Annotated in this window: 15 protein-coding genes; all 15 read right to left on the reverse strand. The window is 65.6% G+C overall.

What is annotated here, in order from left to right:
* Positions 1–18 precede the first annotated feature (18 nt).
* The 15 genes from LE416_RS04680 to LE416_RS04750 all read right to left on the reverse strand — a co-directional run bounded on the left by LE416_RS04680 (position 19) and on the right by LE416_RS04750 (position 16,393).
* On the reverse strand, positions 19–1,698 hold the full coding sequence (locus tag LE416_RS04680; protein WP_225047325.1) for a ribonuclease J: 1,680 nt from the start codon (positions 1,696–1,698) through the stop codon (positions 19–21).
* A gap of 143 nt (positions 1,699–1,841) precedes the next feature.
* Positions 1,842–2,528 carry an SGNH/GDSL hydrolase family protein gene (locus tag LE416_RS04685; protein WP_225047326.1) on the reverse strand — a complete coding sequence of 229 codons (687 nt, stop codon included), beginning with the start codon at positions 2,526–2,528 and terminating at the stop codon, positions 1,842–1,844.
* A complete protein-coding gene (locus LE416_RS04690; RefSeq protein WP_225047327.1) occupies positions 2,515–3,324 on the reverse strand; it encodes an endonuclease/exonuclease/phosphatase family protein in 810 nt (269 codons plus the stop codon). Before LE416_RS04690 ends, LE416_RS04685 begins: the two co-directional genes overlap by 14 nt.
* 342 nt (positions 3,325–3,666) lie before the next feature.
* Positions 3,667–3,936: a 30S ribosomal protein S15 gene (gene rpsO, locus LE416_RS04695; protein ID WP_225047328.1), complete on the reverse strand. Its 270-nt coding sequence runs from the start codon at positions 3,934–3,936 to the stop codon at positions 3,667–3,669.
* Positions 3,937–4,084: 148 nt separating this feature from the next.
* Positions 4,085–4,339, reverse strand: a complete 255-nt coding sequence (rpsT, locus tag LE416_RS04700; RefSeq protein ID WP_225047329.1) for a 30S ribosomal protein S20 — start codon at positions 4,337–4,339, stop codon at positions 4,085–4,087.
* 77 nt (positions 4,340–4,416) lie between these two features.
* Positions 4,417–5,307 carry a histidine phosphatase family protein gene (locus LE416_RS04705; RefSeq protein WP_225047330.1) on the reverse strand — a complete coding sequence of 297 codons (891 nt, stop codon included), beginning with the start codon at positions 5,305–5,307 and terminating at the stop codon, positions 4,417–4,419.
* Between the two features lie 8 nt (positions 5,308–5,315).
* A complete protein-coding gene (gene holA, locus LE416_RS04710) occupies positions 5,316–6,344 on the reverse strand; it encodes a DNA polymerase III subunit delta (RefSeq protein WP_225047331.1) in 1,029 nt (342 codons plus the stop codon).
* On the reverse strand, positions 6,331–8,496 hold the full coding sequence (locus LE416_RS04715; protein ID WP_225047332.1) for a ComEC/Rec2 family competence protein: 2,166 nt from the start codon (positions 8,494–8,496) through the stop codon (positions 6,331–6,333). The genes holA and LE416_RS04715 overlap by 14 nt, the downstream gene beginning before the upstream one ends.
* Positions 8,493–9,182, reverse strand: coding sequence for a helix-hairpin-helix domain-containing protein (locus LE416_RS04720; protein ID WP_225047333.1), 690 nt, complete (start codon positions 9,180–9,182; stop codon positions 8,493–8,495). The genes LE416_RS04715 and LE416_RS04720 overlap by 4 nt, the downstream gene beginning before the upstream one ends.
* Before the next feature lie 77 nt (positions 9,183–9,259).
* Positions 9,260–10,300 (reverse strand): SepM family pheromone-processing serine protease, encoded by a 1,041-nt coding sequence (locus LE416_RS04725; RefSeq protein ID WP_225047334.1) that lies wholly within the window; start codon positions 10,298–10,300, stop codon positions 9,260–9,262.
* A complete protein-coding gene (gene coaD / locus LE416_RS04730; protein ID WP_225047335.1) occupies positions 10,293–10,790 on the reverse strand; it encodes a pantetheine-phosphate adenylyltransferase in 498 nt (165 codons plus the stop codon). The genes LE416_RS04725 and coaD overlap by 8 nt, the downstream gene beginning before the upstream one ends.
* A 3-nt stretch (positions 10,791–10,793) precedes the next feature.
* Positions 10,794–11,348, reverse strand: a complete 555-nt coding sequence (gene rsmD, locus LE416_RS04735; RefSeq protein WP_225047336.1) for a 16S rRNA (guanine(966)-N(2))-methyltransferase RsmD — start codon at positions 11,346–11,348, stop codon at positions 10,794–10,796.
* Positions 11,335–11,643: a YlbG family protein gene (locus LE416_RS04740; RefSeq protein ID WP_225047337.1), complete on the reverse strand. Its 309-nt coding sequence runs from the start codon at positions 11,641–11,643 to the stop codon at positions 11,335–11,337. The genes rsmD and LE416_RS04740 overlap by 14 nt, the downstream gene beginning before the upstream one ends.
* A gap of 132 nt (positions 11,644–11,775) precedes the next feature.
* On the reverse strand, positions 11,776–15,210 hold the full coding sequence (locus LE416_RS04745; protein ID WP_225047338.1) for a pyruvate carboxylase: 3,435 nt from the start codon (positions 15,208–15,210) through the stop codon (positions 11,776–11,778).
* The gene (locus LE416_RS04750; RefSeq protein WP_225047339.1) at positions 15,203–16,393 is read right to left on the reverse strand and encodes an FtsW/RodA/SpoVE family cell cycle protein; all 1,191 of its coding nucleotides are present in this window, start codon (positions 16,391–16,393) and stop codon (positions 15,203–15,205) included. The genes LE416_RS04745 and LE416_RS04750 overlap by 8 nt, the downstream gene beginning before the upstream one ends.
* Between the last annotated feature and the right edge of the window lie 165 nt (positions 16,394–16,558).

Below are 16,558 nucleotides of genomic sequence, written 5' to 3' on the forward strand. Positions count from 1 at the left end.
GTTCGGGCGCGATTGCGATTACTGGCGCTTGGCGCTGTTCTGGTTGACTTCCATGATCACCGGCAGGATTACCGGGCGGCGCTTGGTCTGGTCGAACAGGAAGCGGCTCAGGTCGTCGCGCACGCTTTGCTTGAGCGTGCTCCAGTCGAACTCCTTGTTGTCCAGGCTCTTTTGGACCGTCGCGGCGACCAGGTTCGCCGACTCCGTCATCAGGTCCTTGGCCGTCTTCATGTAGACGAAGCCGCGGCTTTGGATCTTCGGCTTGGCGACGATGCGCTTCTTCTTGCGGTCGATGGTGACAACGGCGATGAAAATGCCGTCCTCGGCCAGCATCTTGCGGTCGCGCAGCACGATGTTGCCGATGTCGCCGACGCCGATGCCGTCGATCATGGTGTTGCCCGCGTCCACGTGGCCGGCGTTGTGCATCTTGCCCTTCTCGTAGCTCAGGATGTCACCGATGTTGGGAATCAGGATGTTCTCTTCCGGAATGCCGGTTTCCTGGGCGATCTCGGCGTGCGCGGCCAGCAGACGGTACTCGCCCTGAACCGGGATCACGAACTTCGGCCGCAGCAGGTTGATCATCAGCTGCAGGTCGGCCTTGTTGGCGTGCCCGGAGGCGTGCAGGTCGTCGGACACCGCCTTGACCTCGCCGCCTGCGCGGTAGATCATGTCGCGGGTCTTGGCCGCCATGGTCTCCATCGCGTGGGAGATCGACGTGGTGATGAAGACCAGGTCCCCTTCGTGAATGTGGACGAGGCGGTGCTTGTTGGTCGCCATGCGCTGCAGCGACTTCAGCGGCTCGCCCATCCGCCCAGTTTCAAGAATCACCACCTGGCTGTCGTCCAGGGTCTTGAGCTCCTTGGTGGTGGCGAGAATCTCGGGATTCGGCAGCACGATGTCGTTGAGGCGCATCGCGGTTTTCACCACGCGCTCAACCTCGCGGCCGGTCAGCACCACGCGGCGGTTGGTGGCCGCGGCGGCGTTCAAGACCTGCTGGATGCGCTCGATGTTGGAGGCGACGCTGGCCACCACGATGCGGCCGGTGTGGTACTTGAAAGTCTCTTGAATGTAGGTGTAGATCTCGTGCTCACTGGCGTTTTGGTACGGCGATTCCGCGTTGGCGGAGTCGGACAACAGCGCAAGCACCTTGCGATCGCCGATCTTGGCCAGGCGGGACAGGTCGGACGCGTACGCCGGCGCCGCGCTCTGGTCGAACTTGAAGTCGCCGGTGTACACCACCGCGCCGCTCGGGGTCTCGATCACGATGCCCAGGGCACCCGGGATACTGTGGGTGGTCGGGAAAAAGGAGACCTTGATCTTGCCGAACTGAACGACGGACTTGGCCGTGACCACGTTGAAGTCCTTGAACTTCTTGGCCGCAGGCGTCGTCATGCCCAGCTTGGCCAGGGCGATGGTCAGCTCGGAGCCGAAGACCGGCACCGGGTGCTCCGGCAGGAAGTACGGCAGCGCGCCCACCGCGTCGGCGTGGCCGTGGGACAGGAAAATCCCCTCGATGCGATCCGCGTTCTCCTCAAGATAGGTCAGGTCCGGAATCACAATGTCGATGCCCAGCAGCTCGTTGTCGGGATACTTCAGCCCGAAATCACATACAAAAATTCGGTCGTCCACTTCGATTGCGTACATGTTCTTGCCGTTCTCACGTACACCACCGAGGGCGACCACCTTGATCTTACTCATGGGTTCACCTCTGGTTGATATTTAGGTTTTTCGCCAAGTCTTGGCACGAATAAATCCTTTTACCAGTGTACCACACCGCGCGGCGTCTTGCACCCGCCCCGAAGACGCGAACGGGGCGCGCCGCATGGCCCGCCCCGAATCTCTCACGCCTGTGCCAGCTTCCAATCCAGAAGCGGCGTGTAGAAGCGCTGGTACCCTGCCTGGTTCAGGTGGGTGCCGTCGCCATCGTGCGGCACCTTGCCGCTGTTGTAGGAGAAGCGGCGCGCCATCTCAGGCAGGCAGGTGTTGATCTGCCCCTCGCGGTACACATCGACCACGGGAATCGCCCACTTCGCGCACGCGGCGCGCGCCGCGGCGTGCAGCTGATCCTGCAGCGCCGGCGCAATCAGCGGCATGTGGTGCGGCGCGACGAAAAACGCCGGTGTCAGCGGGTACTTCGCCCGCAGCGTCGCGAGCACGCACTCGAAGGCGCCGAGGTACGTGTTGGGATCGAAGGCCGCGGCATCGTAGCCCGCAGTCAGCGTGCCCAGCGCCCGCAGCGCCGGCACGTAGCTTGCGCCGTCGTTGGTCAGCCCGTCGAACACGATCAGGTCCGGGGCCGCCGGGTCGGCGTCGCGCAGCTGCCTGGCCACGTCCGGCACATCGTTGTCGGAGGGCCAGGTGTGGTCGCTCGGCCGCGTCGGCACCACCGTCGCACCGTTTTGCGCGTACTTCACGTAGCGCATGCCGTGGCGGGCGGCCAGGTCGTCGAGCATGCCGTAGTCCAGCTCGTGGCCCCGCACCAGCGAGTCGCCGAAGCCGTAGAGTGTTGCGCCATCAAGCTTCACCATGCTGCGCCTCCAAGGTCACGTCGATGACGACCGGGAAGTGGTCGGAGGCGTAGTGCCCGTCCGGCGTCTGCGCGACGTCGATCTGGTAGCGGTCAACGCTCACGTTCGGTGTGACGAACCAGTAATCGATGCGCTTGGTCGTCAGGTCCGGCCGCGCGCGGAACTGCCCGTTGTCCTGGAAGGTGCCTGGGTACGGCATCTCGCGCGTTTTGGCCACCAGCTGCGCGTCCTGCAGGGCTGAGACGGCCTGGTGGTAGGCCTGGTCCTCGGGTTCCGCGTTGAAGTCACCGGCCAAAACCAGCGCCTCGCCGGCCGCAAGCAGCGGCGCGAAGTAGCGCAGGATCTGCGCCATGCCCTGCTCGCGCGCCGGCTGGGACTGGTCGTCCAGGTGCGTCACCACCGCCGTGAACACGCGGTTAGTCGCGCGCTCGCGCAGCCGCGCCCACTGGAAAATGCGGGTGCTGCCGGCCCCGGGAAACTTCGTCGGCTGATCCGGCGTCTGCGCCAGCCACTGGTGACCGCTTGCAATCAGCGCGAACTTGGCGGGCAGATAGAACAGCCCGTTGAACTCCCCGGCGGCGATGCCGTCGTCGCGCGCCACCCCGACGAAGCGGTACGCCGGCAGCGCCTGCTTCAGCGCGGCCAAGGGCTCCGCCAGCACCTCCTGCAGCGCCAAAAGGTCCGGCGCCTGGGCCTGAATGTTGGCAATCACGTGCGGCCGGCGCTGGGCCCAGCGCCACTGGCCCCCTTCGTCCTCCGGGTTGTCGTAGCGAATGTTGTACGTCATTAATTTCATGGTTTGACCTCTTCTCATGACTCACCGCAATGCGGTCACCGTCTAGGATACGCTTTCACAAGCGGCGTGACCACCGGCGCCGGGCAACTTTTTTGGCCGATGTGGCCTCAGTGCGAGACTGCGGCCGGCACGCTGTGCGGTTGCCTAAGTGCGCCTGGCTTCGCTCTGGCCTCGTCGAGCTACGCAAGGCAACGACAACTCGCGCTGCTAAGGCCAGCCCTCGGGGCATAGTGCGCCCCAAGCGCTGGCCTTACGCTGTGCGGTTGCCTAAGTGCGCCTGGCTTCGCTCTGGGAACAAAAAAGGCCGCCACAGCGAACGCTGCAGCGGCGGTGAAATCTAGATTAACGACGCAGGCCAAGAGCCTTGATCAGGTCGCGGTAACGGGTGATGTCCTTGTTCCGCAGGTAGCGAAGCAGGTTACGACGTTCACCGATCTTCTTCATCAGACCAACATAGGAGTGGTGGTCCTTCTTGTGAACGCCCAAGTGAGCGTTCAGGTTCTTGATGTCGGCGGTCAGAACGGCAATCTGGACCTCAGGTGAGCCAGTGTCGCCTTCGTGACGCGCAAACTTTGCGATGATTTCGTTCTTTTCAGTTTGAGAAACAGCCATGAGCTTATTTCCACCTTTCATTAAATTGCCCGAAACTGCGGCAGGCGACGGTGAACCGCCAGCGAAGTAACGGGTTCAAAACTTGACCACGTCCCAAGCGCGAAGCTTGGTCATCCGAGGTCGCAACAAAAATCACGACCCCGGGTGATTACTTGGTCAAAAGTGCGGACAGGCGGCTCTTGTCGCGGCCGGCCTTGTTCTTGTGGATCAGGCCCTTGTTAGCGGCCATATCGATCGCACGTGCAGCTTCCTTGTACAGGTCCTGCTTGTTGTCAGCACCTGCGGCAGCCGCAACCTTGAACTTCTTGACCGTCGTGCGCAGTGCGCTGACCTGAGCCGCGTTGCGTTCGCGGTTCGCGGCCTGCGTCTTGACGCGCTTGATCGCAGATTTGATTTGTGGCATACATGTCACCTCCGGGGATTAATCGGTTGTTTACACAACACAGCGAGTATTATAGCGAATCTGAGCCGTCGTTGCAACTAAAAGTTGTCAAGTCCGCCGCCTTGATAGCAGATGACGGTCGTGTCGAAGTAACGCTCCTGAAACGCCACGGCCGTAGCCACCGCCGCGGGCGTCAGCGGTCGGTCGGCGACCACCCACTTCTCCTCGCGATCGTCGTGGCGGCAGATCACCGCCTGCACGCGCCCCGTGTAGCGGGTCAGCGGGCGGATCGGCCCCAGCACGTAGGCGTCCTGGGGCAGCCGGTCGCCACCCATCACACCGGCGACGTACCCGTAGTTCACCGGGTAGCGCAGGTTCGGCCAGCGCGGGTGGGTGCTGCCGAGCGGCCGGTCCATCGTCACCGTGACCACCTGCCCCAGCGGCCCGAGCGGTTGCGGCAGTACCACGGCCGGCAGGCGGTCGCCGCGGAAGGTCACCCGCAGCCGCGCGGCAAACGGCAGCGCCTGCCAGAACGCCGCACCGTGGCCGGGCCAGGCCGCCTCGAGCACCGTGCCCATCGCCGTGCCGTGCGCCCCGACGGCCACAACGGCGTCCGCCGGCAGGTCCGCCGCGAAGGCACGGTAGCGCGCCTGGGTCTGGCGCAGGCTTTCGCCGCCTAGCGCCGTGAAGTCCCAGTCCGCCCACTGGTGCGCTGCGTACCCGGCAAAATCGGCCTGCCAGCCGGGCATGCGTCGCTCGACCAGCCGTGAGTCGAGCTGCACCACCAGACCGAGCCGGGCGGCCAGTGGCTGCACCGTCTGCACCGCGCGCCGCAACGGGCTGCTGTACACGGCGGTGTATGGCGTCGCGGTCAGCGTCTGGGCCAGGGCCTCGGCCTGGGCGCGCCCGCGCGCGGTCAACGGCCGCCTCAGATCATCGTGCTCGCGCACGTCGGGCTCGCCGTGGCGGATGAAGTCGATCTGTGCCATCCCGCCCCCTACCGCCGCGCCTTGCCGCAGTAGCGCAGCACGAAGAGCTCGAAGGCCAGTGCCTTGTCCATGCGGCCGGTTTTCATCGCCGTCTCCGTGTCGACCAGGCCGACGTAGGCGTCCTGAAGCGACGCCAGGCTTGTGCGCTGCACTGCCTGCAGCGCCAGCTTGACGCGGTACGGGTGCACCTTCAGCGTGCCGGCCAGGCTGCCCTGGCTGTAGCCCTTCTGCGAAAGAATCGCGACCTGCAGCAGCAGCCGAAACTGGCCAACCAGCAGGCTGTTGAGGCGGATCGGTTCCTCTTTTTGAAGCAGCAGGTCGCGGTACAGGCCGATGGCCAGCGTCGCGTTTTGCGCGACCACCGCCGACACCAAGTCAAAGACCCGATCCGTCAGCTGCTTGGGCACCAGCGCGTCGATTGCCGCCTCATCCAGCGTGCCGCCGGCCGCGGCGTAGGTCGCAAGCTTGGGCAGCTCGCGCACCATCGCCGAGTAGTCGCCGCCGGCCCGCTGCACCAGCGCCGCGGAGGCCTGCGGAGTGATCTCGATTTTCTGCTTGCGCAGCGCCTTTTGAATCGCGGACTGGGCGTCGCGCTGGTTCAGGGGCGCCGCATCGACCACCAGGGCGGCCTTCTTGATCGCCTTGACCAGCCGCTTGCGCTCGTCGAGCTTCGGGTAGCCGGCGGCGATCACCATGGTGGTCGACGCGACCGGATGCTGGCAGTAGGCGAGAAGCCCGTCTAGGTCGTGCACCGGCCCGCCCTTGCCGGCCTCGCCGGTCAGGAAAAACGGGTCGGTGATCACGACCTCGCGGAAGTCGCCGAAGAACGGCTGCGAGCTGGCGTCGTCCAGCGCCACGGCCACCGGTGTCTGGCGCATGTCGTAGCTGGCGTAATTCATCGTCTGCTGGTCCGGCGGCACCAGCGCCCGCAGCGCCTGCAGGGCACGGTCGAACAGCGCCTGCTCCGTGCCGAGCACCAGCACCAGCGGCGGCCTTTCCTTGGTTTTGAGTTGTTCAATCAGGTCATCGACTTGCATCGCGTGGTCCTTTCAGGTAAGTCATGAAGCGGTGGTTTTCGCGCCAGATCATGCCGACGTCGGCCGTGTTCAGCCAGGCGACGCCCGCCGCATCCAGCCGCGCCAGGGTCTCCGGGTTCGGGTGGCCGTAGCGGTTGTCCACCCCCGCCGAGATCAGCGCCGTCGTCGGGGTGATCTGTGCGAGGAAGGCAGCGCTGGTCGAGGTCTTGGAGCCGTGATGGCCGGCCTTGAGAATGTCGACGTCGAGGTTTTGTGGCATCAGCACGCTTTGCTCCACCGTCTCATCCGCGTCGCCGGTCAACAGCCAGCGCTCGTTGTCTATCTTACCATACACGACCAGCGAGTCCTGATTTTTGTCCGCCGTGCTGGAGGTGAGCGGCGACACCACCTCCAGCCGGATGGCGCCGACGGTCAGCGCGGCCCCGGCCTGCACCTGCACGGCCCGGTCCACCCTGGCTGCGACCGCTTGGATGCCGGCGTCCGTCGCGGCCGCCGGTGTGGTGTACAGCGTGGTCACCGGCATCAGGTCGGACAAAAGCGCCGCATCACCCATGTGATCGGCGTCGGGGTGGGTCAACAGCAGCGCGTCTAGGCGCGCGATGCCGCGCGCGTGCAGGTAGTTGACGATGGCGCGCTTGGCCGGCGGGTTGCTGCTGGTGCCAAACCCGCGCCCGCCCGTGTCGATCAAAAGCGTCCCCTGCTTGAACGGCGCCTCGATCAGGATCGCATCCCCCTGTCCGACGTCAAACATCGTGACCCGCCAGGCGGGATGGACGTTGGCGATCAGCCAGGCGACCCCGACCCACACCACAAGCGGCGCCCACCGCCTGCGGGCCAGCCCCACCAGCACGACGAGCACGCCAAGCACCGCCACCGCGGTCGGCAGCGCACCGAAGATCACCTGACCGGGCAGCCCGGACGCCGCCGTCAGCCCGCGCTCCCCGACTTCAATCAGGCGCTCAAGCCCCGCTGTCAGCTGCGGCTGCGGCCAGATGGTCACCAGCACCAAGGCCGGCATCAGGCCGAGCTCGAAGACCGGCATCAAAAGCCAGTTGAACCCCGCAGATAGCAGGTGGAAGCGAAAGGTCTGTGCGATCACCACCGGCGCGGAGGCCAGCGTCAGCCGCCACGCGGTGGTCAGGCGACTGCCCGGCGCCAGCATCAGCACCCCGCACAGCAGGTAGGTCAGCTGCCCGCCCATCGTGTGGAGCACGTACGGCTGCACGGCGAGGTTCAGCCCCAGCACCAGGCTGAAGCAGTCCAGCTGGGTCAGGTGCCAGTGCAGGCGTGCGTTCAAAAGCGCCACCAACCGCAGTCCGACCGCGCGGGTGATGCCGGCGCCCGGCGGAATCAGAATGAGAAGCGTCGGCAGGCCGCCGATCAGCGCCCAGTCCACCCCCTCCTTGGGCAGGCGCAGCCGGTCGGTCAGCGCGTACAGCGCCCCGATTAGCGCGAACAGGTGCAGCCCCGACACCGAAAACAGGTGCAGGATGCCCAGATCCGCAAAGGTCTGCCGCTGGGCGGCGAAGTCGGCGTCCATCTGGCCGAACAACAATCCCTTGGCGTACGCCTGCACCCGGTCCGGCAGCCGCCCCAACCGCAGCAGCAGCCGGGCGCGCAGCCCGGCCAGCCAGTCGATCGGGGTGCTGACGGCCAGCCGCTGCCACACCAGCGGCTGGGCAACGCTTTGGTAGGCCAGCCCCGACTGCTGCCAGGCGTAGGCCGCGTAGTCGAACTCGTACTGATTGCGCGCGCCGGTCAGCCGCTCCGGCGCCTTCGTCCAGGTCACGAGGCTCGGCGTCGTCAGGGTGCGCAGATCAGCGGCCTGCGCCGGCGTCACCGTGACGAAGCCGCTGATCGGCACGCCGTTGGCCGCGGTGCCAACATAACGCGCGGTGCCTTCGCTCAGCGTCCACCCCGTCGGCAGCACCCGCGCCGGACCGCTGGGCACCGGCGGGGTCGCGGTCCGGCGCATCGTCCAGCCCCCGAGCGCCAGGCCGAGGGCGGCCGCGATCGCCATTGCCGGCAGGGCGAAGCGCCACGCGCGCAGCAGCGCCCAGGCCAAAAGGAGCCCGCCCAGCCACCGCGGCCCGAGGCACAGCAGCAGGGCGCCGAGAAAGGCCGCCAGCCAAAACACGCCCTGCCGGTTCATGGCCCCACCGTGATGGACGACGCCAGGGCCGCGAAGGTTTTGTCGCCGATGCCGCTGACGTTCTTGAGGTCCTCGATCTGCTTGAAGCCGCCGTTCTCCTCCCGGTAGGCGATGATGTCCGCGGCCTTCTTGGGCCCGATGCCGGACAGCGTCTCAAGCTCCGCCTCCGTTGCGGTGTTCAAGTTGACCAGGGCCGATTCGGCACTCGCGCTCCCCGCGGCACTGCCGGCAGCACCCGCGGCGGCCGTGGCAGGCGGTGGTGCCTCGCCAATCGCGGGGATGTGCAGGCTCTCCTCATCGACCGCGACCTTGGCAAGGTTCACCTGCGTCACGTCGGCCTTGGCCGTCAAACCTCCCGCCGCCTTCACCACCGCGTCCCAGCGCGTGGTGCCGGTGATCGGGTACAGGCCGGGGTGCACCACCTCCCCGGTCAGGTAGACGTAGCCAGGCTTGGCCGAGGACTCGCTGACCGCCCCGCTCACCGCGCCGGCCGCGCTGCCGCCCGCGGCACCGGCCGTGGTCGCCGTCCCACTGCCCGCCCCGGCCACTGCACTACTGCTTTCCGCCGCGCCGGAGTCCGCCGGCACCACCGGCGCGCGGCTTTGCCACCACCAAAACGCGAGCCCCGCCACGACCAACAGGGGCACATACCAGTAGTCGCGCGCCCATTGCTTCACCTGCAGCATCGCCCTCACCTCCTGTCTAGGAGATTACGCGAACGGCCACAAAAAAACCGGCCGAGGAATCCTCGGTCGGGTGGTCGTCAGCGGCTGGTCAGGTAGGTCACCGCGTCTTCGAGGTGGCGCACCGGCACCACTACCATCTTGCTGTTGATCGTCTTGGCGGCCTTTTTGGCCACGGCGTAGTTGTTTTGGTAGCCGGGGTCGGCCTTGAGAATCGCCTTGGTGGCCGGCTGGTCCGGGGCAAAGAAGACCTTGGCGCCTTCCTTGTCGGCCATCACCACCTTCTTGTCGATGCCGCCGATCTGGCCGACGGTGCCGTCCGCGGCGATGGTGCCGGTGCCCGCGATGTTTTGCCCCTTGCGCAGCTCTTGGTGCGTGATCAGCGTGTAGGTCTCAAGCGCAAACATCAGCCCGGCGCTCGGGCCGCCAATCTGGCCGGCGTCGATGGTCACCTTGGGCGTGGTGGTGACGGTGGTGTGCTCCGTCAAGGTGATGCCGATGCCCGCGCGGCTGGTGCCTGGCAGGCGCATCAGCTTGGCCGATGCCTGGTGGCTTTGGCCGTCTCTCAGGTAGGTCAGCGTGATGGTGCTGCCGACCTTGCGCGCCTTGATGGCCGTGACGTACTGATCGGCGGTCTCGTAGTGCTTGCCGTCAAGCGCGGTGATGGTGTCGCCGAGCTTGAGTTTGCCGCGAAACGGCGAGTCTTTGAGCAGCGACATCACGTAGATGCCCAGGTGATTGACGGTCGCCTTTTTCCCCGCCTGGGCGAAGGCCGCCTGAATCGCGTTGTTGCCCGCGCTTTGGATGTCGTACTGCTGCATCAGCTGGTACTCGGCGCTTGAGTCCTGGCCCATCAGCTCGGTTTTGCTCATGGTCTCCGAGAAGGGCTGGAACTTGCTCCACAACAGCACCGCAGGCGAGGCCGGGCCGATGATGCCGACCGTGGTCAGCATGTAGCTGCCCGCCTCGCGGTCCTTGATGCCCGCAACCTTGACGTAGGGCTTCAAAGACTCCGCGGAGCCCGGCACCTCGACGTACTGGTTGGTGGGCACGAACAGGAAGGCCAGCACAAGGGCGACGACCAGGCCGAGGCCCAGCCAGCGGCGCCGACGCTTACTCATGGCGCTCACTTCCCAACTTGGCCTTCAAGGCGGCGTCGACGTTGGCCGGCACCAGCGCGGAGACGTCGCCGCCGAACGTTGCGACCTCCTTGATCAGGCTGGAGGAGATGAAGCGGTAGCGCTTGTCCCCGAAGAGCAGCACCGTCTCGATCTCGGGCGCGAGGTTCGCGTTCATGTCCGCGATGCCGCTTTCGTAGTTGTAATCCGCCGTGTTGCGCACGCCGCGGATCAGCGCCGTGGCACCGATCGACTCGGCGTAGGCCACCGTCAGCATCGCCGGCTGCGTCACCACCCGGACGTTCGGGAGGTCTTGGGTCGCGTCTTGAATCAGCGTCAGCTTCTCCTCTGCCGTGAACAGCGCGCGCTTGTTCGTGTTGGTCATCGCCGCGATCACGACCTCATCGAACAGCTTGCTGGCGCGCCGCACCGTATCGAGGTGGCCGTTGGTGAAGGGGTCAAAACTGCCGGGAAACAATGCGATTCTTGCCATGAGTTACTCGCCTCGCTCTAGAATTAGCACCTGCGCCACGCCGTACTTCTGCAGGCGCAGCTGGTTGTAACCCGGAATCGCCTCCGGGTAGTCGACGTCCAGACCGGTTTCAAGCAGCACGCGACCGCCCGGGGCGATCAGGTCCAGCTCTAGGAAGGCCGCCAGCTGCGCCAGCACCTCCTGCTTGGCGTACGGCGGGTCCGCCATGATCAGGTCAAACTGCGCGTGCGCCGCCCCCAGCTGCGTCAGGGCGCGGTCCACCGGCGCCTTGAGCACCGTGAAGCGCTCGGGCGCGCGGGTCAACGCGATGTTGGCCCGGATGGTTTTGATCGCCGCGAACTGCTTGTCGACCAGCGTCGCGTGGGCCATCCCCCGGGACACCGCCTCGATGCCCAGCGCCCCGGTGCCGGCGTAAAGGTCGAGCGCGGCGCCGCCTCCGAACTGCTGGCCGAGCATGTTGAACATCGATTCCTTGACCTTGTCGGCGGTCGGCCGGGTCTGATCCCCCGGCACCGCGCTGAGTTTGCGGCCGCGGAACTCACCGCTAATGACGCGCATGGGAACCTCCTTTGGGGGCATCGTCGTCCTCGTCGTCTTCAACGGCGGCGAAGCTCGCGTGCCCGCCGTACTCGGTGCGCAGCGCGGCCTGAGGCGACACCGTCACGCTTTTGACGAACCGAAGCTTCTCGACTTGGGCGATGGTGTCTGCCATCTTGTCTTCATCTAGGTACAGGTACACGTACTTCATGCGCTTGGACACGTACAAAACCGTGCCGAAGTGCCGCAGCGCCTTGATCTGCTTGAGCGAGTACACCCAAACCACCAGGCCCTGCCGAGCGGTGACATCGAGCATTGGAAAAACTCCTTTCAGAGGGTGAAGAAGCGCGGGCTTAGGCAATCGGCCAGCGTAAGGCTGGGCAGTGGGCCGCACTTTGGCCCGAGTGCCGGCGCGTAGCTAGACGCACCCGCGTTGCGCGTTGGCCCCCTACCCCTGGCTTGCGGGCTTGAGCGTCGCCAGCAGCGTCTGGCTTTGCACTAGGTCGCCTTCCGCGACGTAAAGGTGGGTCACGGTGCCGGCGAACGGCGCGTGCACCGTAGTTTCCATCTTCATCGCCTCGGTGGTGAACAGCGCGTCGCCCTCTCGAACCGCCTGGCCCACCGACACGGCGACGGTCAGGATGCGACCGCCCATCGGTGCCGGAATCTGGTTTTTGTCGGTCGGCTCGGCCAGCTGGGCGCCGGTCGTGGTGTGCTTGGCCGCCGCATCCTTGACCTGCACCTCGCGCTTTTGGCCGTTGACGGTGAAGTACAGCGTGCGCAGGCCGGCCGCGTCGGGCTCGCCGATCGCGTCCAGCTGCATGATGTAGGTGGTGCCCGGCGCCACGGCAACGCTGACGCGCTCGCCGATGCGCATGCCCTGGAAGTAGGTCGGGCTGTCCAGGCGGGTGACCGGGCCGTACAGGGCCTGGTTCTTCAGGTAGCCGGCGAACACCTCCGGGTACAGGATTGCGGAGAGCACCTGCTCCTCCGTCGGGTGCGCGAGGCCGGAAGTCTTCAGCTGTTCCCGGACCGCAGTGAAATCAACCGGCTCGGCCAGGCTGCCCGGCCGCACGGTCAGGGGCGTCTGGCCCTTGATAATCTTGGCCTGCAACAGCTTAGGGAAGCCGCCGACCGGCTGGCCGAGGTCGCCCTTGAAGAAGGCGACGACGGACTCCGGAAAGTCCAGCTGCTCGCCGTGATCCAGGACGTCCGCGGTGGTCAGCTCGTTTTGCAACAGGTAGAGGGCCATGTCGCCGACCACCTTGGACGACGGTGTAACCTTGACGATGTCGCCGAACAGGGCGTTAACGTCCTGGTACATGCGCTTGACCGCCTCGAAGTCGGTCAGGCCCATCCCCTTGGCCTGCTGCTGCAGGTTGGAGTACTGGCCACCTGGCATCTGCACGGCGTAGATGTCGGTCAGCGGGCCGGTCACGTTGTTGGCAAAATCGGCGTAGTACGGCCGAATCGCCTGGAAGTACTGGTTCAGGTGCTCGGCGTGGTCGATGTCGAGCTGTGGCTGGCGCGGCGAGCCCTCCAGCGCGTAGTACAGGCTTTCCATCGACGGCTGGCTTGTGGTGCCGGACATCGCCGACTGGGCGACATCGACCACGTCGACGCCGGCGCGCACCGCGGCCACGTAAGTCGCGATGCCGTTACCGGTGGTGTCGTGGGTGTGCAGGTGCAGCGGCACGTCGACGGCGTCCTTGAGCGCAGCCACCAGGGCGTACGCGGCCTGGGGTTTGAGCAGCCCGGCCATGTCCTTGATCGCCAGGATGTCGGCGCCGGCAGCGACCAACTCGCGCGCCAGGTTGACGTAGTACGGCAGGTTGTACTTGGGGTGCGCGTCGCCCAGGATGTCGCCGGTGTAGCACATCGTCCCCTCGGCCAGCTTGCCGGTCGCCTTGACCGCGTCGATCGAGTGGGTCAGCTGCGGCACCCAGTTGAGGGAGTCGAAAATGCGGAAGACGTCGATGCCGTTTTTCGCCGCCGTGGCGATGAACTGGCGAATCACGTTGTCCGGGTAGTTCTTGTAGCCGACGGCGTTGCTGCCGCGAAACAGCATCTGCAGCAGCGTGTTGGGCATCGCCTGCCTGAGCGCCTGCAGCCGGCGCCACGGGTCCTCGTTGAGGAAGCGGTAGGCGACATCGAAGGTCGCGCCGCCCCACATCTCCATGGAAAACAGGTCGGGCAGCGCGTTGTGCATGTCCGGCGCCACGCGCAGCATGTCGCGCGTGCGCATCCGGGTGGCAAACAGGCTCTGGTGCGCGTCGCGGAAGGTGGTGTCGGTCAAGAGCACGCGGTCTTGGTCCTTCATCCAGGCCGTGACCGCCCGCGGACCACCGTTGGCCAGCAGCTCGACCAGGTTGGTCTTGGGCGCCGTCTGCGGGAACTGCAGGCGGTACTGCCAGTCCGGGTAGTACTTTTGGGCGTGGCGCTCGAGCCCCGGGAAGCCGTTGACCGTGATCTCGCCGACGTAGGCCATCAGCTGATCGGTCTTGGCGACCTGCGGCTTGAGCCTGAACAAGGACGGCGTCTGGTCGATGAACGTGGTCTCGGCCAGCCCCTCCCGGAAGGTCGGCGCGTTGAGCACGTTGACCAGGAACGGCAGGTTGGTTTTGACCCCGCTGATGCGGAACTCGCCGAGCGCCCGCAGCATCTTGCGCACCGCGCCGGCGAAGGTCGCCGAGTGCACGGAGGTTTTCACCAGAAGCGAGTCGTAGTACGGGCTGACCACGGCGCCGGCGTACGCGTTGCCGACGTCCAGCCGCACCCCGTAGCCGCCCGGGCTGCGGTAGGTCTTGATGGTGCCGGTGTCGGGCATGAAGCCGTTGGCCGGGTCCTCGGTGGTGATGCGGCACTGAATCGCCGCGCCGCGCCAGGTCAAATCGGCCTGCTGCGGCAGGCCCAGGTCCTTGAACAGGTCGGCACCGGCCGCCACGCGCAGCTGGCTTTGGACGATGTCGACGTCCGTGATCAGCTCGGTGATGGTGTGCTCGACCTGCACGCGCGGGTTGACCTCGATGAAGTAGAAGTTGTCCCCCTCGACCAGAAACTCGACCGTGCCGGCGTTCTCGTAGCCGACGCTTGTCATCAGGGCCACCGCCGCGTCGCAGATGCGTTGGCGCAGGGCCAAGTCGAGACCGACGGCCGGTGCAATTTCAATCACCTTTTGGTTGCGGCGCTGCACGGAGCAGTCGCGCTCGAACAGGTGCAGCAGGTGGCCGTGCCAGTCGCCGAGCACCTGCACCTCGATGTGCTTGGCGCTTGGAATGTATTTTTCCACGTACATGCGGCCGTCGCCGAAGCTGGCCTTGGCCTCGTTCACCGCGTTCTGGTAGACGGCGCGCAGCTCGGCCTCGGAGTGCACGATACGCATCCCCTTGCCGCCGCCGCCGCTGGCCGCCTTGAGCATGACCGGAAACCCGTGGGTCTTTGTGAAGGCGAGGATCTCGTCAAAGTCTTCCGTCGGCTCTGGGGTGCCTGGAATCGTGGCCAGCCCCGCGGCGTGCGCCGCCTTTTTGGCCGCGACCTTGTCGCCGAACATGTCGAGCAGCTCGGGGCGCGGGCCGACGAAGGTCAGCCCCGCCGCCGCGACCTTGCGCGCGAACGTCGCGTTCTCCGACAGCAGGCCGTAACCGGGGTGAATCGCGTCCGCGCCGCTTTGAAGCGCGATGCGGATGATGTCGTCCATGTCGAGGTACGCCGCGATCGGCGCCTTGCCCGCGCCGACCTGGTAGCTCTCCTGCGCCTTGAAGCGGTGGATGGCCAGCTCGTCTTCGGCGGCAAAAATGCCGACGGTGGCGAGCCCAAGCTCCGTGGCCGCGCGGAAAATCCGCACGGCAATCTCCCCGCGGTTGGCAACCAATACTTTACGCATGCGCAATCCCTGCTTTCTCCTTGGCTTTGCGTTCACTGGCGCTGATGTTCAGCATGATGCCGACCGAGGCCGACAGCACCAGCATCGATGAGCCGCCGTACGAGATGAACGGCAGCGTGACGCCGGTGACGGGAATCATGCCCGACACGGCGCCGACGTTGAAAATGGTCTGAATTAGCATCATGGTGGCGATGCCGTACGCCATCAGCGCGTGGAAGTTGTTCTTGCTGCGCACCCCGACCAGGTAGCAGCGCATGATCAGGAAGAAAATGCCGCCGATCACCAGCGCCGCGCCGATCAGCCCGAGCTCCTCGGCGATCACCGCCAAGATGAAGTCGGTGTAAGGCTCCGGCAAAAAGCCGAGCTTCTGGCTGCTCATCCCCAGCCCCACGCCGGTCAGCCCGCCGTGGTCGATGGCCAAAAGCGAGTTGACCACCTGATTGCCCTCGAGCTTGACCCACTCGAACGGGTGGAACGCGGCGACGACCCGGCGCAGCTGGTAGTGCTTCAGCCAGCTGGCCGGAAACGTCAGGTGACTGGCCGCGTAGTAGCCGCCGCCGAGCACCACCGCCATGATCCCCGCGAAGCCGAAGCCGTAGCGCTTGGGGATGCCGCTTGCGATCAGCATCACCGCGGCGATCCCGGTCAGGATCATCGCCCCCCCGGTGTCCGGCTCGACCAGGACCAGAACAATCAGAAACAGCACGAAGATCAGCGGTTTTCTCATGTCGCGAAGCCTGAAGTCGATGCGGCGCATCTGGTCCTGACGCATGGTGAACATGTGCGCCAGGTAGATGATCATCACGAGCTTGGCGAACTCGGTCGGCTGAATGCTGATCGGCCCGGCGTCGATCCAAGCGCTGGCCCCGTTGACCGCGGAGGTCGGGTGAAGGATGCCCCGCAGGATCAGGTAGGCCAGACTTCCGAACAGCGCGACGTTGGCGACCAACTGGAAGCGCCAGTCCCGCAGCACGCTGAGCCTGAAGTAATAAAACAGCGCGACGAGAACCAGCCCGAGCGCCACGAAGATCAGCTGCTTGAGCATGTACGTGGTCTGGTTGGCCCCGAAGCGAACCTGCGTGTAGTAGGCGCTGGCGGAGTACACCATCACCACGCCGGTGGCGCAGAGCAGAAGGTAGGGAACGAGTAGGTAGTAATCCAGGTAGTGAAGTTTCTTGAGCACGGCGGTCGCCCTTTCGCGGCAAAATGTAACATAATTCTACCACACATCCCGCAATCGTGCGGCATTCGCGTGGCCACATGCGTCATTTCACCAACTGGCTGTCAACGGTCATACAGAAAACGGGCAGGAAACCAAAAAAGCCCTCGCAATGGAGGGCTTCGGTGG

This window comes from Lacticaseibacillus kribbianus, from assembly GCF_020180945.1.
Classification (GTDB): Bacteria; Bacillota; Bacilli; order Lactobacillales; family Lactobacillaceae; genus Lacticaseibacillus; species Lacticaseibacillus kribbianus.